Source organism: Plantactinospora sp. ZYX-F-223, assembly GCF_039649625.1.
In the GTDB taxonomy this organism is placed as follows: Bacteria; Actinomycetota; Actinomycetes; order Mycobacteriales; family Micromonosporaceae; genus Plantactinospora.
This window is the reverse complement of the sequence record NZ_JBDJAV010000011.1, coordinates 1-21,931: the sequence shown is the minus strand read 5'-3', so window position 1 is coordinate 21,931 and position 21,931 is coordinate 1. Positions and strand designations below refer to the sequence as shown.

Below are 21,931 nucleotides of genomic sequence, written 5' to 3'. Positions count from 1 at the left end.
GCGCCGAGCGAGCCACGCCGGGTGCCTTCGTCGCCGGCCTGTCCCCGACGTTAGGCAGGAAGGACGCGGCATCGAGATGGAAACAGACACGACTCGGCGTCAGCCCACGCTCGATGAGGTGGCCGCGCGCGCCGGTGTGTCACGCTCTGCCGCGTCTCGGGTCCTCAACAAGGCGCCGCACGTCAGTCGCGCCACGCGCGACGCCGTCGAGAGGGCCATCAAGGAACTGGGGTACCTGCCCAACCGCACTGCTCGTGCCCTGGCCACCCAACAGACCGGAATCGTCGCCCTCGCCATCCCCCACGACGATCCTGAGCTGTTCGCCGATCCGTTCTTCGGTCAGGTCATCGTCGGTGTCTCCTCGGCGCTCGAGGACACCGACTTACACCTGTTGTTGTGTCTGGCCAGTTCCGGTCGGGGCCGTTCCCGGCTCACGAACCTGCTGAACACGCGGGGCGTCGACGGCATCATGTTGATGGCCCTACGCGGAGACGACCCGCTGACCCACATTGTGCGCCGAGCCGGCCTGCCGGCCGTGTACGGCGGTCGGCCGTTGCATTTCAAGCCGCAGTGGTACGTCGACTCCGACAACCTCGGTGGGGCACGGCTCGCTACTGAGCATCTCATCAGCCTCGGTCGAACCCGTATTGTCACCGTCACAGGCGAGATGGACACTGAGGCCGGCGCAGCCCGCTACCGCGGTTACCGCGAGGCGATGATCATGGCGGGTCTGACCCCGTACGGCATGGCGGAAGGTGACTTCACCGAGGCCAGTGGCGCCGCGGCGATGACAACGTTGCTCGACAACCATCCGGGTCTTGACGCCGTGTTCGCTGCCAGCGACAACATGGCGGCCGGGGCCCTGCGCGTGCTGAGCGAGGCCGGTCGGTCCGTACCGGCGGACGTGGCGGTCGTGGGCTTCGACAATCTAGGAATAGCCGAACGAACCGATCCACCATTGACCACGGTTCACCAATCGATTCAGTCCTTGGGAAAGGAAATGACCCGAGTACTCATCGAATTGATCGCGGGCCGGGAAACCGCGTCCCTTATCCTTCCCACGAGATTGGTACTGCGCGAATCCGCATGATTGAACCTTTTTCGTAACTGATCAGGTGGTGCTCGGCGTGGCGGCTTGATCGGGCTGTTGGGCAGTTGAGGATGGTTCGGTGTCTGGAACGCCGTCCATAGTGGAGCCGGTTGAGCGGCTCGCGATGGTGGAGACGGCGTTGGCCGAGGCGGGCCGGCGGGTTGAGGCGTTGGAGGCGGAGAACGCGCGGCTGGTGGAGGAGAACGCGGAACTGCGTCGGCGGTTGGGGCAGAATCCGCGGAACTCGCATCGTCCGCCGTCGTCGGAAGGGCTGGGCAAGCCGGCTCCGAAGTCGCTGCGCGGCCGGTCGGGGCGTAAGCCGGGTGGGCAGCCCGGCCATGAGGGTCGTACGCTGCGGCAGGTCGATGAGCCGGATGTGGTGGTGCGCCACGAACCGCGTTTGTGCTGTTCGTGCGGGGATGGTCTGGCCGGCGCTGGTGAGGTCGCGGTGGTGCGCCGGCAGGTGTTCGAGATCCCGCCGGTGGGTGCACGGGTTACCGAACATCGGCTGGTGACCCGCCGGTGTGGGTGTGGGCAGCAGACCATGGGTGCGGCGCCGGCCGGGGTGGACGCGCCGGTGCAGTACGGGCCCCGGCTGGCCGCGATCGTGGTGTACCTGATGGTCGCCCAGTTCGGGGCGCAGAAGCGGGTCGCCCAGGCGATCGGCGACCTGTTCGGTGTGCCGGTCAGTCAGGGCAGCGTGGCCGGGTTGACCGGGCGGGCCGCCCGACGTCTGGAGGGCGACTTCCTCGGCTTCGTCCGCCAAGCCTTGGCCGACTCGCCGTTGGTGCACTTCGACGAAACGGGGCTGCGCGTGGACGGCAAGCTGCACTGGGTGCACTCGGCGTCCACCGACAAGTACACCCTGGTCTACGTACACCCCAAGCGCGGCACCCAAGCGATGGACGCCGGTGGGGTGCTACCGGGGTTCACCGGCATCGCGGTCCACGACGCATGGGCACCCTACGACTGCTACACCACCGCCACCCACAGTCTGTGCTGTACCCATCTGATCCGCGAGTTGGTCGCCGCCGCCGAGGCCGAGCCCGCGGCGGCCTGGGCCGGGCAGGGCATCGACGCCCTCGTCACACTCAAGCAGGCCGCTGATGCTGCCGTCGCCGCCGGCCAGGCCACGGTGGACCCGCAAGCACTGGCCGAGCAGACCGACCGGTTCCGCCACGCCGCCCTGATCGGTATCAAAGACCACGCCGGGCAGAGCACGAAGACCGGCAGGAAGCTGCACGCACTGGCCAGACGCATGCACGCCCGCATCGATGACTACCTACGATTCGCCCATGACCCGCACCGGGTGCCGTTCGACAACAACGCCGCAGAGCGCGAGATCCGCATGGTCAAACTCCGGCAGAAGATCTCCGGCTGCCTTCGCACCCTCACCGGCGCACAACAGTTCTGCACTATCCGCTCGTACCTGGCCACCGCAGCCAAACACGGCCTCAACCTGCTCGACGCCCTCACCCGCCTGACCGCCGCTGACCCGTGGCTACCCGCAGCCGTCCAAGCTCAGCGTTTCTGCACGAACTTCACCTGGTGACCGTCGGGATCGCGGACCCACGCGTAACGCAGCCGTCCATCAGGCGAGTCCATCGGCGCGACCACGCTCGTCGCCCCCGCCCGCATCGCCCGCTCGTAGGACACGTCGACGTCCTGGCCCCACAACACAAGCTCGGTCGACGGGCTACCAACAGCCGCCACCCCAAGACCGACAAGAGCGTTGGCGACCTGTGCCGACGTAAGCCCTATCCGGATACCAGCAGCCTCGACCTCGACATGCTCGACCGGGCCGACGCTCGGCGCCCGGAAAGCCTCCACCAGTCCCAGCCGAGTGTAGAAGGACAAGCATCCGTCCACATCAGCGCAGAACAGATTGACCTGTACCTGGGCAACCGTCATCACATCATGATCCTTCCAACACGCTCAGCGATAGTGTCTTCCAAGCGGTGCCAACGGCTCGGGACACAGGTACTGATCCGGTCGTGATGTTACGTTGGCCCCAGCCGCACCAACATCCTCGGGCAGCCGGCGTCTGCGTGTCGCGGCAACTGACCGGTCGGCAACAGCCGGCTTCCACCTGGTTACAAACGCGCACGCCGCCTCAACCCCCAAGCATCCGGCCGACCCGAGATCAGTCACCTACCAGGGCCTAAACAACCTGATCAGTTACCCTTTTTCAACCTTCCCTTGCGGTCCGACGGCAAGGCCGGACGCGGTGCGTAAGCGCAGCGCGGTACAGGTTGAAAAAGGTTCATTGGGTTACCGCACCCATCATCGGGACCGAAGCTGGCGCGGCTACTTCGCCCATGTTTGACGAGGGGCGCCAACCCCAAGCAAGCTTGCTGTCCGTTCCGGGTGCCCGCACTGGCGGAACGAACCTCAACTTCGTCGATGTTGAGGACGCCGAACCCGGATCTGGCGCACGAACCTGACCATGCGCCAGCTCGGCCGCTGTGTCGGGCATCCGGTCATCGACACCATCGGACCCCTGCTCGCCCTCACCCCGGTCCGACGGCGACCGGGCGGACGACCGGTACGGCACCATGCGATGCACGGCCTCGCAGTCGTCGGCGACGACCGAGCCTGGGACCAGGCGCTGTCCCTGCTGATCCGCATCCTGGACCGCCAGGTCGCGGGCACGGGCGGGTGCCGATGTCGTCGCTGCACGGCTTCTTCGAGGCCATGGAGATCATCACCTACCTGATCCGGCATCTCGACGACGGCACCGGCACCCGGAAGCGGCACGCCCGTGCCCGCGACAGGTGCGGTCGATGCGGGGACAGCGCTGGAGGCGCGGCGCGCATCGTGAGGTCTTCGGAGGCTGACCGGGTGTGGCGAACCGGGCCGCGTGGCTAGCTGTCGTGCCCGTGTGTGAGGCTTCGGGGCATGGCGACTTTTGTTCTGATCCATGGCGGCGGGGGCAGCGCCTGGGACTGGCATCTTCTGGTCCCTGAGCTGGCCAGCCGCGGCCACGACGTGGTGGTGCCGGAGCTGCCGATCGAGGACAGGTCGGCGGGGTTTGCCGAGTTCCGCGAAACGGTCGTCAACGCGATCGGTGACCGGAGCGACCCTGTGGTCGTCGGACACTCGTACGGTGCGTTCACCGCGCCACTGATTGCCGACAAGCTGCCTGTGCGGCTGATTGTCCTGCTCACTCCGATGGTCCCGGAGCCCGGCGAGAGGCCCGGGGATTGGTGGGGCAACACCGGTTACCGCGGCGTGGAGGGGCTCAGCGAGGAGCAGCAGTTCTACAACGGTGTGCCGGCCGAGGTTGTCGCGGAGGCTGCGGCGCATGGCCGGGAGCAGGTCAGCGCGGAGTGGAACGAGCCGTGGCCTCTGGACGCCTGGCCGGACGTGCCGACGGAGGTGCTCATCGCCCGCGAGGACCGGTTCTTCCTGGCGGACTTCCAGCGCCGGGTGGCCGCCGACCGGCTTGGCGTCGTTCCGGATGAGATCGACGGCTGTCACTCGGTGGCGCTCAGTCACCCGAAGCAACTCGCCGACCGGCTGACCGCGTACCTGTTGCGCTGAAGGTGCAGGGAGCCGTCCCACAGCAACTGACGGCGACGACGCACCGAAGCGGGCGTCCCGCTCGCGGTCTCCGAAACCCGGCTGTGCCGCAGCCACTCCTTCGTCCCGTCGTCGAAGGCCATGACCACGCCGTTGCCTGGCGTACCCGGTGCGGTGTGGAAGGCGATCACGGCGTCGGTCGCCCCGTTGCCGTCGAAGTCCGCCAACTGATAGTCGTTGATCTCACCCTCATCCTGCTTGACCGGCCCGGGCACGAACTGCCCAGCGGCGGTGTTGAGGAAGGTGCCGAAGCCCTCGCCCTGGTTGCTCCACCAGAAGACGTCGGTCAGCCCGTCGCCGTTGAAGTCCGCCGTGCCGATTTCGTTGAGCTGGATGTCGGCGGTGGTCAGCACCCGGGGACGAAGTTGCGGAGGACCAGCATCGAACCGTCGGCGCCGTCGGCTCGCCGTAGAACGATCCGAGAACCAGCTCGACACTTCCGTCGCCACCCAGGTCGACGGCGGTCCCCATGCCCAGGCAGTGGGTGACGGCAAGGTCGCACCCGGTGGAACGTACAGGTGTTCCTCGGCCGTGCCGGTGCCGCTCCACTGGACATGGACCGCGCACCGGTCGAAGTTGCCGGACATGCCCAGGGTGACCCGGTCGAGGCGCCGGTCTCCGTTCAGGTCACCCCAGACCAGTGGGCGCCGGAGGAGATCTCGGCGCACGTGCAGTGAACCTTTTCAACCTGGACCGCGCGGCGCTTACGCACCGCGTCCGACCGTGCGGTCCGTCGGACCGCAAGGGGAGGTTGAAAAGGTTCAGTACATGCGCGACTTCGCGGCCCGGCTCGAGGGGAACGGCGAGTTCGTCGACGGTCAGGCACTCGGCCCCGAGGGGACGTTCGTCCAGTGCGACGGTGAGGGGCGCCGGCCAGTCACCGACGGGCCGTTCGCCGAGACCAAGGACCGTGTGGGCGATTCCAAGAGCGCGTGTGCTTTTCCCATGCTGTCCAACGGCCATTCAGGTCTTCTTCAGATCGGCCTGCGGCTTCTCGTTCTGACGGCGCAGCCTCGCCAGTCCGGCCTCTTCGGCCCTTCTCTTCGACCGCCGGGCCGGGCGGCTGGTGTCTGTCGCACCGCCGCCCAGCAAGCCCACGCCACGCGCCCTCGCCCACTCGATGACATGCGACGAATAGGCGCCCTCCCGGTGCAGGATTGCCCCCTTCTCGCCGTTCGGGGCGCCCTTTTACTCGGCGACGTACACGAGGATCTCCGATCCCGTCCCAGGTCAGCATCCCGCGTTCACGCGAGGTGTCTCACACCATCCTGACCAAGAGGGCCTCGAAGGTTGAACGCAGGGGCGTTCGGAGTCGTTCGGAAGTGTCCCGGACGGCGTTCGATCTTGTGTCCGCCGGGACCGACGAGGACCGTTTATGACGCCTTTCCCGGTCGCATGGATGTCCGGCCGACGGGTGTGCCATGGAGGTTGCACATGTTTCTTCCGCCTGTCCGATGGAGAACGGAAATACCCGCAGCCATGCCGAAACGGATGTTCGACGGGATGCCAGGCATAGATCCGGACGGTTCGTCGCCGCCCGCCCCCTGCGGTGGCGGACGTGATCCGGGCCGGGCTGGTCGCGCCCTCTCCTGCCGGGGCCTGGATGGACCGGTGCCCCGCGGCTCCCACCGGCTGCGCGGCGGGGAGGGCCGGCGTGGTGCAGGCGCTTGAGATTCCCGCCGAAGGGCTCAGGCATGTCCGCTTCGGCTGGTCGATGCTGAGCGAGGCCACCCTGTCGTTGTGGGCGGCCACCGGAGGCGACCAGACGCCGTGGATCCGGCGATGGTGGAGCGATGTGCGTGGCCGGCTGACGCCGGGCAGGCCGCGCCTGTTGCGCGAAATCGTCGGGCTGGGCGGGTACCTGCCGGACTTCCTCCTGCCGGTGGCGGCTGGCGGCTCGTCCTCACTCGACGAGGAGCTACATGCACTGGTGACCACACCGACAGGGTCGATCCGGGAGGAGTTGACCGGCGCCATCACGGGTGCGAAGCGAATGGGGCTGGTCGACCCCGCTCTGCCGCTGGCCACTCGCCTGCTGGACGCGCGCGGTGAGGACGCCTACCTGGCCACTTTGGCGGATGAGCTGAGAACCTACTGGAAGGCGGCCTTGGCCCCGTATTGGGACGGGCTGCGGGCCGACCTGGAACTGGAGTTCGATCACCGGGCGCGACTGCTCGCCGCCGGCGGGGTGCAGGCGGCCATCGCTGACATGAGTCGGCACCTCGCCTGGAGCGGCGACACTCTCCTCATCGACATCCCGCCACGCGCCCGGCTGACCGCCGGCTCGGGGCTGTGGTGTGTCGGCTCGGCCTTCATGAGCGACCGGATTCTCATGACCAGCCGTCCCGACGACACCGTGGCCATCTACTTCCCCGCCGCCGGAAGAGCCACCGCCGCGTCGGGACGGCAGCCGCTTAGGCAGGTATCGCGGGACCTCACGGAGCTTCTTGGCGCGACCCGTGCCGCGCTGCTGGCCGACCTTGACATCGTTCACACCACCGCCGATCTCGCCCGGCGCCACCACCTGTCGGCCGGCACCGTCTCCCATCACCTGGGCATCCTGCACAAGGCGGGGCTTCTCGATCGCGGGCGTGACGGCAAGCGCGTGCTGTACCGGCGTAGCCCCCTCGGCAACGCCCTCACCCGCCGATCCATGCCCCAGGCCGATGAAAACGTGCAGGCCAGTTAGCCTCGTCGATTCGATGCTAGTCGAATCGACGGCTCAGTTGGTCCTCGACCGGGCTCGATCATCATGTTGTAATCGCTGAAGATTCGCTTCGGCGACTTGATTTACACAACGGAGGGAGGTGAAATTATGATCACGACTTCTGTCGTTGACAGGCTGGCTGGTAATAGCCTCCAGCAGCACATGTTTGCGGCCCAGTCCACTGTGGCTCAGGAATGTGGAAGGGAAGGCGCTACGTGTCTCTTCACGTTCGCGTGCTGCGATGGCCTGTACTGCCGCTGGTATGGCCCGGACGGGGCGGACGGTCACTGCCGCGTCGGCTGAGACATTTCTGTCTTGGTTGTCGACGCTAGCCCCGGTGGGGTTGCGGTGCAGATCGCTCAATTCCAGAGCTGGGTCGGGCCGCTCGTTGAGCGGCCCGACCTGGTGCGATCGAGATGGATTGCACACTGACGCTGCCCGCCTGGAAGGATTTGACTGCCCACGCTGCGACTCCAGAACTGGATATGAGCCCAAGCGAAGGAGTTCCAGTAATGGGGAGGACGGCGGCGATGGAAGCGTGTGAGTCTCTGGGGTCGGTACTGCAGGTGATACCGGGTCGCCCGGCGCGGCGGGTCGACGGCGCTGTGGCCTCGTTGCGGGTGGAGCAACGCAACGCGGGTGTGACGGCAGGCGCGTGCTGTACCGGCGTCGCCCCCTCGGCAACGACCTTACCCGCCGATCCATGTCCCAGGCCGATGAAAACGCGTAGGCCAGTTGACCTCGTCGATTCGATGCTAGTCGAATCGACGGCCCTGTTGGTCCTCGACTCGGGCTCGATCATCATGTTGTAATCGCTGAAGATTCGCTTCGGCGACTTGATTTACACAACGGGGGGAGGTGAAACTATGATCACGACTTCTGTCGTTGACAGGCTGGCTAGTAATAGCCTCCAGCAGCACATGTTCGCGGCCCAGTCCACTGTGGCTCAAGAATGTCAGCCGTATGGCCGTATGTGTCTATTCACGTATACGTGCTGCCCTGGCCTGTACTGCCGCTGGGCGGATGCGGACGGTCACTGCCGCGTCGGCTGAGACATTTCTGTCTTGGTTGTTGACGCTAACCCCGATGGGGTTGCGGCGCCGATCGCTCAATTTCGAAGCTGGGTCGGGCCGCTCGTTGAGCGGCCCGACCTGGTGCGGTCGAGATGGATTGCACACTGATGCTGCCCCGCCTGGAAGGATTTGACTGCCCACGCTGCGACTCCAGAATTGGATATGAGTGCAAGGGAAGGGGTTTCCGTAATGGTGAGGATGGCGGCGATGGAAGCGCGTGAGTTTCTGGAGTCGGTACGGGATGGCGTGGGGGCGTACAGAATCGAATCGTGGCCCCAGGTGACACCGGATCGCCCGGCGCGGCGGGTCGGCGACGTGGTGGCCTCGTTGCGGGTCGAGCAGCGTACCAGTGTTGGGTTCTTGGGACCTGTGGAGGACGCGCTGTATGTGACGGCAGGGCTGCGCGGGTTGGGTTTCCCGGCTTCGTTCCACCTAGGCCGGGAAGCGGTGCCTGCGATGCCACCGGCAGGATTCTACGCATGGGTGGAGTGTGACGGCGAAGTGGTGAGTACATCCCTTCCTGTCAAGGAGACGTATCTAGAGGTATATCGGGCATGAATCGAGTTGAAATAACCAAGCGTGGCGTCCGGTCGAGTGGTCCGGGGACGATGGTTCCCGGGCTGCGAATCGCCAATTCGAAGGATTCGTTTGAATTGGCGCTAGAGCTGCCGTCGACGCTGCCGATGTATTACCGGATCGATCCTTCGGGGTTGGAGTGGGGCGAGGATCTGGCGGCTTTTGCCGGTGGCGCGGCGGTTCCCGCTCCGGAGGCGTGGGATCTGCTCGCCCTGGTGCACGGCAACGTACCGGCGCCGGATGACGCGCTGGGTGTGCCTGGGGTTCAACGACTGACGCTCGGCACGGTGGTGCGGGTGGACGCCGCTGGGGTGCGGGTAGAGCGGCAGGCACCACGATTGCCTGCCCCCGAGAGGAAACTGATCGACGTGGTCGGTGCCGCGCTACCGGATGGTGCGTTCGGGATCGCCTACAGCGGTGGACTTTCCTCGGCGTTCCTGGCGGTGGCGGCGTACCAGGCGGGCAAGCGGCCGCTACTGGTGCACGCGGATCTGGGCGCGGCCTTCGCGCACTTGCCGGTGCCCGAGATACCCGGCCTGGAGCTGCGACGGGTACCGATGGATGTCTCAGAGTTGCTGGACCATCACCTGATTGCCACCGAGGCACCACGACCCCCGACGCCGGAGGTGGAGGTGCGCCGCCGCCTCCTGGCGAAGTTGTCCGCGGCGGTGGAGCTGCCGCTGGCAACCGGGGCACTGCTGGAGGACCTGGTCTCGATCCGGTTGCCCGAAGCCGAAATCAGCGACGAGAAGCTCCTCGAATGCGAGCCGTTCCACGTGGCCGGCACCCTGCGCACATTGGCCGAGGCGCGCAAGCTCCTGCAGGAACAGACCGTGTATACGCCCATGGCCAGCGTGGAGGGCACACCAGAGCAGCAGCCCGGTGCCCAGCCGCCGCCGGTGCTGGCGGGAACGAACTTCATGCCTGGTCTGACCGAAGCAGGCCGGGAGGAATGCGACATCGCGCGACAGTTGCGCCTTCCGCTGTGGGAAGAACACATCAAGTCCCTCCCGCCGGTGTTGGGCAAGGCCGACGCCGCTCTGGCCGAGCGCGGGGGAGCCGGCGCGGTGCTGCCAGCCCTCGACCCGCAGGTCCTCGCTGCGGTGGCCGCCCTTTCGGCCGACGACATTGGCCGGATCGAGCAGGGCGTGTTTCGGAACAACCTGCCGCTGTGGCAGGCGATCGAGGCGCACGGCGTCACCGGCGTACGGCGGGCGGCGTCCGGTTACTGGCTGCGCCTGGCCGCTGCGGAACACCTGTATGCGCAGCGGGACAAGCTGGCCGCGTATGTCGCTGATTCCCCCCTGGCGAAGGCAGGTCTGGTCGACGCCGAGCAGGTCGCCGCGGCACTGCGCGACCCTCGGCAGATGAGCGAGAACGCCCTGGCCCTGCTGCGGTTGGTGTGGACCGACCACTGGATGCGAGGTCAAGCATGAGCACGGTGAAACTGGCGCCCCAGGTAACCCTGACCCGATTGCCGTACGGCGGAGCGGTCCTAGTGAACGGCGTGAATCTGGCGATCGCCGAGTGCGATGAGCCGCAGACAGAGGCAATCAATGAACTGCTGGCTGGCGGCGTACCGGAAGGGCAGTTGGCCCAGGCTCTGATCGCGGCCGGTTGGGTGATGCTGAGCGATGCTGGCTGATCTGCTGGTGGCGGTCCTGGCTGGGCCCCTCGTCGCCTCCGGTGTGGCGAAGCTGGCGGCGCCGACCGAGAAGTTGTCCTGGCCGATCCGCAGTGGGCCCCTGGCGGCGCCGCATGGCCCACGGCTGATCGCCGCCGCCGAGCTAGTCGGCGCGGTGCTGCTCATCGTGGTGCCTGGCCGCCTTGCCGCGGTGGGTGGCCTGGTGGCGTACCTGGCGCTGACCGGCGTAGCCCAAGCGCTGCGCGGCCAGAAGTGCGCCTGCTTCGGGCTGGCGCGGCTGGCCTCGGTAGGTCGCACCCACGTCCTCATGAACGCCGCCGGCGCGCTGCTGGCAGTCATCGCTCTACTCATAGGCCCCGGCGACCAGACGGCGTTGCGCGTCGGGTTCGCGGTAGCAGCAACCGCCTTGATCACGGGTGTCGTCTTCGCGGTGGACCACCGTGCCCGCGCGATCGAAGCAGCAAAGGAAAAGCAGATCGTGGAACGCACCGATGCGGTGTACAGCGTACAGCTCTACACCTCCGAGTCCTGCCCATCCTGCCGGGCACTGAAGAAGCTTGTGGCGGGTATGGAGCCGGCCCGCCGCGACGCGGTCGCCGAAACCGTGCTCAGACCCGATGGTGCAGCACCCGGAGCGATGGCGGAGATGGGTGTGCCCTGCGCGCAGGGCCTCGATGCCGCCGGCAAACCCGTCGGCGGACCGGTCTCCGGAATCGGCCCGGTCAAGGCCTTGATCAACTCGATCGTGGTCACTGCACATGCTTAACAGTTGGAGGGACAGCTCACCGAACGGCGCGTGGGCGCGGCTGACCGCCCCGGCCCAATCCTCGATCTCGCAGGCGAATCCCGCCGCCACGTACTGGCGTGAACTGCGGGTGGACCCGGACCTGGCCGGGCTCGCAGTAGACCGGGCATGGCCGACGGTCATCGAGATCCACGCACACCACACGTCGCCGGGTTGGATCCTGCCGCTCACCGACGTGCTGCCCGCACAACTGGCCTGGCACCCCGAACGGCCCCTCGTCGCAGGACTGGTGGTGCGGGACCGGCGTGCCCATCCGTGGGTGGCCGACTACGCCACCCAGACCGTCACGGTGTTCGACCAGGTGCGGGCCGCGACCTCCCACGCATGGCCCCCTCAAGTCTGGGTGGACGACCGCCTCGTCCTGCTCCTCCCGTCGCCCCCGCCGGCAAAAACCCCGCCGGCACACGGGAATCCGGTGGCGCTGGAGGCGACGGGTCCGATGTACGTCAAGTTCCTGCCTTCCCTACCCGAACTCGCCGCTCTCATCGCTGCCCAGCCCGCGGCGCTGGATCCGGCTACCGGCCAGGCGATCGGACTGACCCACCCGCTGGTGGTCCGGCGTCTGGCCGACCTGGACGGCGAGCTCTATCTGGAGTACGCCGAGGATGACCCCGCCTCCGAGGACGGCCTGTCCTGGTCCAGCCTGACCGTATCGGTGGATGGTTCCGGCCCGCCTCGTCCGGTCCCGGAGGCTCCGCACGAGCCGGCGCCGTGGGAGGCGACACCGGCCCCCGAACCAACCCACCCAACGGGGATCAGTATCGAGACCGGGTACCACCAGGCCAGGCTCACGCAGCACCCGGGAAAGCCAGCAACAGTCTTGTGGCTGCGCAACGCCCGCCCTGGAGACCGGGTAACGGAGCCCCCGCTGCTGGATACCGGACACGCGGTCGCGCACCTGGACCTGCCGCTGCACTGGCCGGCCGACGCCACAGTGGAATCTCTGCACCCGCAGATAGTCGAGACGGTGCGCGCCGCGATGGCCATCGTGGACGGCCCGATGCTGGTGGGCGGGCACAGCTTCAGTGCCACCCTCGCTCTCTATGCCCTCGCCCATGTCCCCGAGCTGCGTGCAGCGATCGTGCACAGCGGCTGCTACAACCGCACCCTCACCCCGACCGGCTGGCAACACGAAAAACGCCACTTGTGGCAGGCCCCGGACATCTACCGGGCCTTCAGTGCCCTGGAGTTCGCCGACAAGCTCGATCGGCCGGTGTTGTTAGCCCACGGCACCAACGACACCAACCCCGCCACCGCCCCCGAACAATCCGTCGAGCTCTACAAAGCCATCGTCGCCAACGGCGGCACTGCCCGCCTACTCCTCCTCCCCGGCGCAGGCCACACGTTCTACTACGCCGAACACACCGCGTTCCTCAGCACCGAGCACCGCAACTGGATCGAGCGGTGGACCAGGTGACGCCCAGGCTCACCGTCCGCGACATGTGCGCGGCGGCGGTACAGGCCGTACGCATGTCCTGGGCGGCGGACCGGCGCGGTGTCCTCACCGTGGTGGGGCTTCAACTGACCACTGCGGTCGGCCTGGCCGGCGCGTTGCTGCTGTTGCGGGGCATGGTGAACGACGTGATGGCCCTCGTCGGCGGGGGCCGTGCCGGAGTCGACCAGTGGAGGCTGGTGTCCGGGATAATGGTGCTGGTCGCCCTCGGCGCGGCGGGTGGCATCTTGCAGACGCTCAGTGGGATGCGGCAACAGCTCCTCACCGATCGGGTGGACCGGCACGTCATCTCACTGGTGTTACGTACCGCCGCCCACACCGAGCTGTGGGAATTCGAAGACCCGGATTTCCACGACCGGTTACAGCGCGCGGTACACGCCTCGCGGCACAAGCCAGCCATGCTGGTCATGATGCTGGTCGCGATACTGCAGACGGTGCTGACCGTGCTGGCCATTGCGGCCGTGTTCATCACCATCGCCTGGTGGCTGCTCCCGCTGGCGACCCTCAGCGCGTGGCCACTGTTCAAGGCCGCCAAGGACCGACGCAACGCCGTGTACACAATGCACCACTCCCTGGCCGAGAACCACCGCCGCCGCCAGTACTTGGAGCAACTGCTCATCGGCCGGGACGAGGCCAAGGAGATCCGGGCCCTGGACCTCGGCGCCACCCTTCACACCCGCTGGGACAGCGAATACGTCCAAGAGTTGAACGGCATGGCCCGCCTCTTCCGCACTCATGCGGGACGCGAAATCGGCGCCAAACTCCTGTCCGGCGCCCTGATCGTCGGTGTCATCGTCTCCGTCTGGGCGTTGATAAACGCCGGCATGGTGTCCCCGGCCGCCGCCTCCACAGGCATGGCTGGACTCTGGTTGCTGTCGAGCCGCATGGGAATGGCCAGTCAGATGCTCAACGACGTGGGCCAGTCCCTCTATTTCCTCAAGGACCTACACAACTTCGCGGCCGCAGCCGTCGAGCCACCACCCGGACTCACCGAACCCGTACGCCCATTCAGGACGCTGCGTGCGCGCGACCTGACCTTCACGTACCCCGGGGCCGACCGCCCCACGCTCTACGGTATCGATATCTCACTCCACCAAGGCGAAATCATCGCCCTCGTCGGAGCCAACGGCTCCGGGAAGACTACCCTTGCGAAGCTTCTCGCCGGCCTGTACGCGCCCACTGGCGGAACACTGGTCCGCGACGGCAGCCCCGCCACCGACCTGCACCAACTGCGCCACGGCTGCGCCGTGGTGTTCCAGGACTTCGTCCGCTACAAGCTCACCGCCCACGACAACATCGCTTTCGGTCGCGTCGACGACCAACCCCACCACAGCCGCATCAGACACGCCGCCGAATCCGCCGGCGTCGCCACCCTTTTGGAGAGCCTCCCTGACGGCTACCACACCGTCCTCGGTCGCGAATTCACCGATGGCACCGACCTCTCCGGGGGGCAGTGGCAGAAACTCGCCATCGCCCGCGCCTTCTACCGCGATGCCCCCTTCATCATCCTCGACGAGCCCACCGCCGCCCTGGATCCCCAGGCCGAAGCCGACCTATTTGCCCGCATCCGTCATCTCTTCGCTGGCCGCACCGTCCTACTCATCTCTCACCGCTTTTCCAGCGTCCGCAGCGCCGACCGCATCTACGTGCTCGATTCTGGCCGGGTAATCGAGCACGGTACGCACACCCAACTCATGCGTACCCAGGGCCGCTATGCCGACCTCTTTCTCACACAGGCGGCAGGGTATCTCGACGCCACGCCAGCCTGAGCTTGTTCTTTGTCCTCGAAATCGTTGTGCTGAGCGGCGGGTTGATCGTTCCGTGGACAGCGGGACGGCCTTGACTGAACCTTTTTCAACCTCCCCTTGCGGTCCGTCGGAGGGCGAGGTCCGACGCGGTGTGTGAGCGCCGCGCAGTTCAGGTTGAAAGAGGTTCACTGGTCATGTGCGGTGTCGAGTAGCTTCAGATCACTACAAGGCGGTGAGGGTAAACCTGCTGAAGTCCATCACCTTTGGGCGATGAGGCCGCATACGTGCCTAACGACGCGGCAACCGGTCGCAGACCCGCCGCCCGAGCCGCCGACCCATCGAGATGGACAGTGGCGGTTCACACCAGCTCGTCGACCAGCACCCGAAGCTCGTCGGCCACTGTCTGCTTGCCCAGCCGCAGGTAGATCGTCCGGGCCTCGTCGAAGGCGCGCCGCGCCTCGGACCGGTCGATCCCCGTGTACGCCTGGCCCAGACTCGTCAGCGCAGCCGCCTGCAGGGAGCGCCAGCCACGGGTACGCCATATCGCGACGGACTCCTCCAGATACGGGATGGCCTGTGACGCGCGACCCTCGGCCATTTCGATCTTGCCCAGGATCTCCAGTGCCTCGGCCAGATGGTGATCCATGCTGAACTCACGGCTGAGCCGCAGTGACGTCTTCGCGGTCGCCCGTGCCTCGGAATCTCCGCGCTGTAGCTGTAGCCGGGCCAACGCGAGCATGGTCAGGACCTCCGTGTAGGTGTCCTGGTAACGGCGGGAGATCGTCCACGAGTCGGTGAGCAGCTTTTCGCTCGAATCGAGCATCCCGAGTTCGCGGTGTGCGATACCCGCGTACTGGAGGACAGTCGCCTCGCAGCGCGGATTGCCCAGCTTCCGTGCCTGGCTCAGCGCGAGCGGGAGGTGCGTGGCCGCGACCTCATAGTTCGCCTGCTCGTAGTGGGCAACCGCCAGCGCCAGATGGGCCCGAATCTGACCGCCGGGATGGTTGGCGTGTTCGGCCAGTCGTAGCGCGGTCGTCGCCGTCTCGACCGCCGCGGCGTGGTCACCGCCGGCGGTCGACGCCCAGGAGCACATCACGGCGGCGTCGGAAGCCCCCGCCTCGTGTCCGAGCGCCGTGAACATCTCGAGCAGCCGGTACGCTTCGGTGTGCAGCCGTGCCATGGCCTCGTCCGTGCGGCCCTCGCTGATCCAGGTGGTTACGTCGATCAGCCCTCGCAGCATGACAGCCTCGCCGAGACGGTTACCGGCGCGGCGGCATGTCGTCATGACCTCGGTGTTGACGGTGACCCAGTCGCCGTACATCCCACGTACGTCGAAGTACTTCTCCATGCAGCCGGCGAGGTCGAACGCGAGGTCGTCGAGATCGAGGGCACATGCCTGGCGTACGACGGCCTGCAGGGCCGCGCACTCGGCGTCGAACCAGAGGATGGGGTCGACCTGGGTGAGGCGTTCTTCGAGACCAGCAAGCACCACGCGCGGCGCTGGTCCGCTGATCGCCGCATAGCACGGACCGGGTATGACGTTGGCCATCCTCTCCGTCACCCAAAGCCACGCACCGAGTGCCCGGCCGAGGGCGGCCTCCGGGTCGTCACCGGCCGCGCGGCTCTCTTCGATCGCGAACAGCCGGACCAGGTCGTGGTAGCGGTAGCGTTGCTGCCCCGCCGGATCGCTGCCGCAGGACTTGATCAGTTGTGCGTCGACCAGGGCCTCCAGCAGCTCCTCGGCGTGCTCAAGCGATATGTCCAGCGCGGCGGCTGCGAGCCAGGTGGGGAAGTCGGGCACGCCGACCAGGCCCAGCAGCCGGAACAGCCGGCGCGTCTCCTCATCCAAACCTCGGTAGCTCAACGCGAGCGAGGCGCGGACGCCCAGGTCGCCGGCGACCAGGTGGTCGAGTCGTCGGTGCTGATCTCTGAGCCGCTGTGCCAGGTCGGCGACCTGCCACCGCGGCCTGGCGGCCAGTCGCGCGCCGGCGATCTGTACCGCGAGGGGCAGCCCGCCGCAGAGTTCGACGATGCGGGTGGCCGATACGAGTTCGGCGCGCACCCGTGGCTCGCCGGCGACCCGGCTGAGCAGTTGCAGTGCCTCGGCAGCCGGAAGCACCTCGAGGTCGATCCGTAGCGGTCCCTCGAGTCCGGTCAGCCGGTTCCGGCTCGTGATCAGCACCGCGCACGTCGCCGTACCAGGCAACAAGGGGCGAACCTGTTCCTCCGAGACCGCGTTGTCCAGTACGAGCAGCACCCTGTGATGCGCCAGGCGGGCACGGAACAGCTCGGACGCCTCCGCGACCTCGGTGGGGATCGCCCGGCTCGGCACCCCCAGGCGGCGCAGAAACCGGGCCAGTACCTCCTGCGGCTCGAGCGGGGACGCCTGGGCACCGAGCAGGTCTATGTAGAGCTGACCATCCGGGAAGGAGGCAGCGGCCAGATGCGCGACGTGAACGGCGAGGCTTGTCTTGCCCACTCCGCCCATGCCCGCGATCACCGTGATAGGTGTCGCACCTCTGCCGTCCTTCAGGTTCTGCAGCAGCAGGCGCGATTCTGCAGCACGCCCGCTGAAGTCCGGCACGTCGGGCGGCAGGGTGCATGGCGCCAGAGTCTTGCTGCCCCACGGTGGTACCCGGTAGCCGGCCGAGGTCCAGCCGGCTGCTCGGACTTCTGCTTGCTCGTGTTGGTCGGGCCTGGGCGCCGGCGGCGCGAGGCTACCCGGCTCCACGGTGGTCACTTCGGCGTCCACCGCGAGCGCGTCGCGCGCCGCGACCCAGGCGGCTACCGACGCCTGGTCCAGGCCACAGGCCCGTACGAACATCTCGACGGTATCCCGTTTTGGCAGGGTGGTGCGGTGTAATGCGGTGGCTACGGTACTGGCGGGTAGCGAATCGCCGCCTTTTCGTGCCCTTTCAGCGAGCTGACGATAGGTGAGCCCCGACCACAGGCGCAATTGTCGGAGAGCGGCGATGAAACGTTCGATGGTATCCGTCTCGTCCGGCTGGGGTGGATGCCCGACTGCCCTGGTCACACCGTTCCTCCAGCAACGACCTTGACCGCAGTCACACTCTACCTGAGTGCTGTCGTACTCCTAATACACCGTAGATACACCTATCGTGTGGGGCCACGTTGACGAGTCGGTGGGTGGTCGAGTGCGGGAAGACGGAGCGTGAGCACTGGTGCACGTACGGTTCCGTAGCGCCGGTGAGTTGGATGCCACACTCGTTGGAAAGGGCGAGGTGGGGGCTTCTGTCGTGATCGGGCGCCCAATCCGACGCGCCGAGTTCGTCATTTCCGTGACCCGTGCCCGGCAGGCAGGCCAACTCATCGAGCAGGGCATCGACGTGTTCGCCGCGTATTCGAGCGGCCGAACGCGTCGGTTACCCGGCTCCCACTCGCGGTTACCCTTGCGGCCACGCCGGCCTGGCTGCTGCCTCGTGACCCATGAAAGATCGTGGACATCTCGACCGCGACGAGGCTGAGGCGCGGCGCGCCACGTTTGCTCGCGGGCGGCCAGCCGGGGGCGGAGGTACGAGCATCCTCGGCGCTGAGAGTCCATTTTGGATGCGCTGCGGCCCGCCGGCACCCCACCAACGTGGCGGGGCCCGATCGCACGGATTCGTCGATGTGGCCTGCCCGTACCGCGGCGGCGTGAGTGGACGATAGGTGCTCGGGCACCAGCAGGCTGTTCCGCACAGACTCGAACGAGATCGAACGCTGCGACCACTTCCCAACGAACCAACTATGAGCGAGTGTCGGTGGGCGTCTGTGTCGGCGGTAGGACGGGACGGGTCTGTGGACACCAGGCACATTTTGTCCGGCCTGCCATTGCTACACGGAGTGCAGTGCTATTAGCGGGGAGGTGGATTTGCTGACAAGGCAGCACGCGATTTTGTTCGATCGACAGGATGACCAAAGAGAGGAGCTCATAACCGCTCCGCTCTGTGAGGGAATTCCTGACCCAATCGGCGCATCGACGGCCGCCGAATACGTCAGATGTCTGCGGTTGTTGCGCCAGTGGGCCGGACAACCGTCACTTCGGAGGCTCCAGGCTGCCGGTACGCCGCAACCAGTTGAGGGGCGGGTCCTCGACGCGCTGGCCCCGAGCACCGTGTCCGACATACTGAGCGGGAGACGGCTGCCGCGGCTGCCGCGCAAAGAATTCGTCGAGTCGTTCGTCCGGGCCTGTTTAGTGGTGCGGAATTGTCCATTGCGTGAGATCGAAAAGACGGCCGCCGCCTGGTTGCGGAGTTGGCGCCGGCTGGTGGGAACCGAGCGGGAGTACCCAAGCGAGCCCGAGGCCCGAGCCGCCAAGGGGCCGTGCCTGCTGCCACGCGACCCGTCGCTCTTCGTCGGACGGGACACCGAAACGACCAACGTCCTGCGGCACCTTCGTGCGCCGGAACCGGGCTCCCGTACCGTCCTGATCGTCGGGCGGGGTGGCGTCGGCAAAACGAGCCTTGCGGTGCGGGTCGCCCGTCTGGCCAGTGCGGAATTTCCGGACGGACAGCTCTACGTCGACTTGGGCGGTACGCAGGGCGCGGGCATGGACCGCTCGGTCGCGTTGACGATCTTCCTGGCGGCGCTCGGCGTGTCGCGGTCAGCGGTACCCGAGGACTTCGGCGAGCGGTTGCAGATCTATCGTGCGCTGGTGGCGCACCGGCGGCTCCTCGTCGTGTTCGACAACGCCGCTTGTGCCGCCGAGATCCGGGACCTCCTGCCGACCGGGGCGGGGTGCGCGGCGCTGGTGACCAGCCGTACCAGCCTCGCCGGGTTGGACGGGGTACGGGTCTCGGTGGGCGAGCTGTCCATCGCCGCGGCGCTGGAGTTGCTCGAAGGGATGATCGGGGCCGGCCGGTTGGACGCTGAGCCCGACGCCGCTCGGCAGATCGTGAAGTTCTGCGGCGGTCTGCCCATGGCGGTCTGGGTCGCCGGCGCCCGCCTCGCCGCGGGGCCGCACCGACGCCTCTCCGACTTGGCCGCAGCTCTGTCCGACGAGCGTTACCGACTCGATGAACTGACGGTCGACGACGTTTCGATACGCGCGAGCGTCAGACTCAGCTACCAATCTCTCACCCCGGCGGCCCGGCACGCGCTGTGCCTGCTCAGCCTGATGGAGAGGATGACCTTCGCGTCGGCGTCGGCGGCCCTCGTGTTGGACATCCCGATAGCCGAGACCAACCGCCTGCTGGACGAGTTGATCGACGCCAACCTGCTGAGCGTGACGTCCGGTCCCGCTGGCAACCGGTACCATCTGCACGATCTGGTGCGGTTGTTCGCGCGTGAGCAGGAGCGCAGCAAGGAGTTCGCCCAGGTGTGCGCGGCGGCGAATAACCAGGTGAACAACCAGTTGGCGGCGGTGCCGTACCCCTGAACACAGCAGCACCGAAGAGGGGTGGGCCGGGGTGGGTCCGGGTCCCATCGGGTTCGCGGGCTGGTGGCCGGCGGACGGGTTTCCGCATGACTGGTTGCCGTACGACCGTATCGGATGATCAGTGAACCTTTGTCAACCTGGACCGCGCGGCGCTGACGCACCGCGTCCGCGCCTTGCGGTCCGTCGGACCGCAAGAGGAGGTTGAAAAAGGTTCAGTATCCTGGTGATTGTCGTCCCACGGCATGGCTGTCGGTGTTCGGGACGTGCCGGGCAGCCCGGTAGTCGTATTCACAGTGGGACGTTGCCTTTCGTGCCACGGGCCGGTGGCGCGGCGCCGAGCGCCTCGGCTAGCCGGCGGCGGGTCTGCGCGGGGTGGATGACCTCGTCGATGACGCCCAGGGCCAACGCCCGGTCGAGTCCGCCCGCACCGAGCCGGTGTTCGGCGACCAGACGCGTGTGCAGATCCACCCGCTCGTCCTCGGCCGCCGCAGCGAGAGACCTGCGATGGATGATGTCGACCGCCGCCTCCGCACCCATCACCGCCACCTCGGACTCCGGCCAGGCGAAGACGGCGTCGGCGCCCAGGGCGCGGGAGTTCATCGCGATGTAGGCACCGCCGTACGACTTGCGGGTTACCAGCGTGACCCGTGGCACCACCGCGCTCGCGAAGACGTGCAGCAGCTTGGCTCCGCGCCGGATCACCCCGCCCAGTTCCTGGCCGACGCCGGGCAGGTAGCCGGGCACGTCGACGATCACTACGAGTGGCACCCCGAGCGAGTCGCACATCCGGACGAAACGCGCTGCCTTCTCCGCGCTCAGCGAGTCCAGGCAGCCGCCCTTGCGCAACGGATTGTTGGCGATGACGCCGACCGTGCGGTCGGCCAGCCGGCCGAGCCCGATCACGACGTTCGCCGCCCATTTCGGCTGTAGTTCGGTGAACGCGGGCCGCCCCTGCACGTCATCGAGGATTGCCCGCACCAGCGGTCGCACGTCGTACGCGCGGCGGGATGTCTCGGGCAGCAGGGCACGCAGGTTGTCGCCGTCGCGTACCGTCTGCGGTTGAAACCGACCGGGGCGACCGAACAGCTCGGTGAGGTGCGCGGCCTCGGCGACGGCCTCGGCGTCGGAGTCGACCACGATGTGCGCCACCCCGGACTTCGGGCCGTGCGTGTCGGGGCCGCCGAGCGAGTCCATGTCTGTCTGCTCGCCGGTCACCTGACGTACCACGTCGGGGCCGGTGACGAACATCCGCCCCGACTTCGACATGATGACGATGTCGGTGAGCGCCGGGCCGTAGGCGGCGGCCCCGGCCGCGGGGCCGAGCACCACGGAGATCTGTGGAACGACGCCGGAGGCGCGGGTCATGGCCGCGAACATTCGTCCCACGCCGTCCATGGACTGCACGCCCTCCGCGAGCGCGGCGCCGCCGGAGTGCCAGATGCCGACGACGGGACACTCCTCCCGTACGGCGGTGTCGATCGCGTCGATGATGTGCTGCGCGCCGGCCGCACCCAGCGCGCCACCCATCCGGCTGCCGTCGGTGCAGTACGCGATGACCGACAGCCCGCGGACTCGACCCCGTACCGCACGCACCCGGCTGTCGTCCGGCTCCTGCAACCCGACGATGCTGCCGTGGTCGAGAAGAAGGGCGAGCCGGGCGTCGGGCGTACGGTGGTCTCCGCCCTGGCCCGTAGTGGCGGGCGTTCCGGCGACGGCGATCGTCACCCTTCCTCCCGTGGGTATGGACGCCGCAGTCTCCGGCGGCGGCGACGTTCACGGCTGATTCTTGACGTCGCATCCCGCGCCGGGAAGCTGTTCCGCCGTCCGGATGCGTGCCGGACAGTCGCCGTATGCCCTGCGGCGGTGGGTTCCGAA

15 protein-coding genes and 1 pseudogene are annotated in these 21,931 nt (G+C 67.3%); 12 read left to right on the top strand and 4 right to left on the bottom strand.

The features are described 5' to 3' along the window. Positions 1 to 76 precede the first annotated feature (76 nt). Both AAH979_RS13305 and AAH979_RS13300 read left to right on the top strand, forming a co-directional pair. Positions 77 to 1,090, top strand: a complete 1,014-nt coding sequence (locus AAH979_RS13305; RefSeq protein WP_346258376.1) for a LacI family DNA-binding transcriptional regulator — start codon at positions 77 to 79, stop codon at positions 1,088 to 1,090. Between the two features lie 139 nt (positions 1,091 to 1,229). Further along, positions 1,230 to 2,642, top strand: coding sequence for an IS66 family transposase (locus tag AAH979_RS13300; protein ID WP_346258375.1), 1,413 nt, complete (start codon positions 1,230 to 1,232; stop codon positions 2,640 to 2,642). Here AAH979_RS13300 and AAH979_RS13295 read toward each other — a convergent pair. Continuing rightward, a complete protein-coding gene (locus tag AAH979_RS13295) occupies positions 2,612 to 3,001 on the bottom strand; it encodes a VOC family protein (RefSeq protein ID WP_346258374.1) in 390 nt (129 codons plus the stop codon). The two genes, AAH979_RS13300 and AAH979_RS13295, sit on opposite strands and share 31 nt — an antisense overlap. Positions 3,002 to 3,518: 517 nt before the next feature. Here AAH979_RS13295 and AAH979_RS13290 point away from each other — a divergent pair. Next, a pseudogene (locus tag AAH979_RS13290) lies at positions 3,519 to 3,620 on the top strand (IS5/IS1182 family transposase); the annotation flags it as partial. A 368-nt stretch (positions 3,621 to 3,988) separates the two neighbouring features. Next, positions 3,989 to 4,633, top strand: coding sequence for an alpha/beta hydrolase (locus AAH979_RS13285; RefSeq protein ID WP_346258524.1), 645 nt, complete (start codon positions 3,989 to 3,991; stop codon positions 4,631 to 4,633). Here AAH979_RS13285 and AAH979_RS13280 read toward each other — a convergent pair. Continuing rightward, complete coding sequence (locus AAH979_RS13280) at positions 4,585 to 5,025, bottom strand: VCBS repeat-containing protein (protein ID WP_346258373.1); 441 nt, start codon at positions 5,023 to 5,025, stop codon at positions 4,585 to 4,587. The two genes, AAH979_RS13285 and AAH979_RS13280, sit on opposite strands and share 49 nt — an antisense overlap. A 165-nt stretch (positions 5,026 to 5,190) precedes the next feature. Here AAH979_RS13280 and AAH979_RS13275 point away from each other — a divergent pair, with 165 nt between their 5' ends. From AAH979_RS13275 to AAH979_RS13245, 7 genes are all read left to right on the top strand, one after another. Then, the gene (locus AAH979_RS13275) at positions 5,191 to 5,349 is read left to right on the top strand and encodes a hypothetical protein (protein ID WP_346258372.1); all 159 of its coding nucleotides are present in this window, start codon (positions 5,191 to 5,193) and stop codon (positions 5,347 to 5,349) included. A 977-nt stretch (positions 5,350 to 6,326) separates the two neighbouring features. Continuing rightward, positions 6,327 to 7,361, top strand: coding sequence for a helix-turn-helix domain-containing protein (locus AAH979_RS13270; RefSeq protein WP_346258371.1), 1,035 nt, complete (start codon positions 6,327 to 6,329; stop codon positions 7,359 to 7,361). A 1,645-nt stretch (positions 7,362 to 9,006) separates the two neighbouring features. Then, a complete protein-coding gene (locus AAH979_RS13265) occupies positions 9,007 to 10,464 on the top strand; it encodes a hypothetical protein (protein ID WP_346258370.1) in 1,458 nt (485 codons plus the stop codon). After that, the gene (gene adfB, locus AAH979_RS13260) at positions 10,461 to 10,673 is read left to right on the top strand and encodes an actinodefensin-associated protein B (protein ID WP_346258369.1); all 213 of its coding nucleotides are present in this window, start codon (positions 10,461 to 10,463) and stop codon (positions 10,671 to 10,673) included. Before AAH979_RS13265 ends, adfB begins: the two co-directional genes overlap by 4 nt. Beyond that, positions 10,663 to 11,439, top strand: coding sequence for a hypothetical protein (locus AAH979_RS13255; RefSeq protein ID WP_346258368.1), 777 nt, complete (start codon positions 10,663 to 10,665; stop codon positions 11,437 to 11,439). The genes adfB and AAH979_RS13255 overlap by 11 nt, the downstream gene beginning before the upstream one ends. 109 nt (positions 11,440 to 11,548) lie before the next feature. After that, positions 11,549 to 12,895 (top strand): prolyl oligopeptidase family serine peptidase, encoded by a 1,347-nt coding sequence (locus tag AAH979_RS13250; protein WP_346258367.1) that lies wholly within the window; start codon positions 11,549 to 11,551, stop codon positions 12,893 to 12,895. Continuing rightward, positions 12,883 to 14,700: an ABC transporter ATP-binding protein gene (locus AAH979_RS13245; RefSeq protein ID WP_346258366.1), complete on the top strand. Its 1,818-nt coding sequence runs from the start codon at positions 12,883 to 12,885 to the stop codon at positions 14,698 to 14,700. Before AAH979_RS13250 ends, AAH979_RS13245 begins: the two co-directional genes overlap by 13 nt. Positions 14,701 to 15,037: 337 nt before the next feature. Here AAH979_RS13245 and AAH979_RS13240 read toward each other — a convergent pair whose 3' ends face one another. Continuing rightward, a complete protein-coding gene (locus AAH979_RS13240) occupies positions 15,038 to 17,713 on the bottom strand; it encodes an NB-ARC domain-containing protein (RefSeq protein ID WP_346258365.1) in 2,676 nt (891 codons plus the stop codon). 831 nt (positions 17,714 to 18,544) lie between these two features. On the opposite strand from AAH979_RS13240, the gene AAH979_RS13235 reads away from it, so the two are divergent. Further along, complete coding sequence (locus AAH979_RS13235) at positions 18,545 to 20,056, top strand: NB-ARC domain-containing protein (RefSeq protein WP_346258364.1); 1,512 nt, start codon at positions 18,545 to 18,547, stop codon at positions 20,054 to 20,056. 288 nt (positions 20,057 to 20,344) lie between these two features. Here the strand turns inward: AAH979_RS13235 and AAH979_RS13230 are convergent, their stop codons facing one another. Next, on the bottom strand, positions 20,345 to 21,682 hold the full coding sequence (locus tag AAH979_RS13230; protein WP_346258523.1) for a carboxyl transferase domain-containing protein: 1,338 nt from the start codon (positions 21,680 to 21,682) through the stop codon (positions 20,345 to 20,347). Positions 21,683 to 21,931: the final 249 nt, after the last annotated feature.

Excerpts from the sequence above, each read along its gene's own strand:
- AAH979_RS13265 (WP_346258370.1), top strand. The coding sequence starts at position 9,007 with ATGAATCGAGTTGAAATAACCAAGCGTGGCGTCCGGTCGAGTGGTCCG.
- AAH979_RS13285 (WP_346258524.1), top strand. The coding sequence starts at position 3,989 with ATGGCGACTTTTGTTCTGATCCATGGCGGCGGGGGCAGCGCCTGGGAC.
- AAH979_RS13255 (WP_346258368.1), top strand. The coding sequence starts at position 10,663 with ATGCTGGCTGATCTGCTGGTGGCGGTCCTGGCTGGGCCCCTCGTCGCC.
- adfB (WP_346258369.1), top strand. The coding sequence starts at position 10,461 with ATGAGCACGGTGAAACTGGCGCCCCAGGTAACCCTGACCCGATTGCCG.
- AAH979_RS13305 (WP_346258376.1), top strand. The coding sequence starts at position 77 with ATGGAAACAGACACGACTCGGCGTCAGCCCACGCTCGATGAGGTGGCC.
- AAH979_RS13295 (WP_346258374.1), bottom strand. The coding sequence starts at position 3,001 with ATGACGGTTGCCCAGGTACAGGTCAATCTGTTCTGCGCTGATGTGGAC.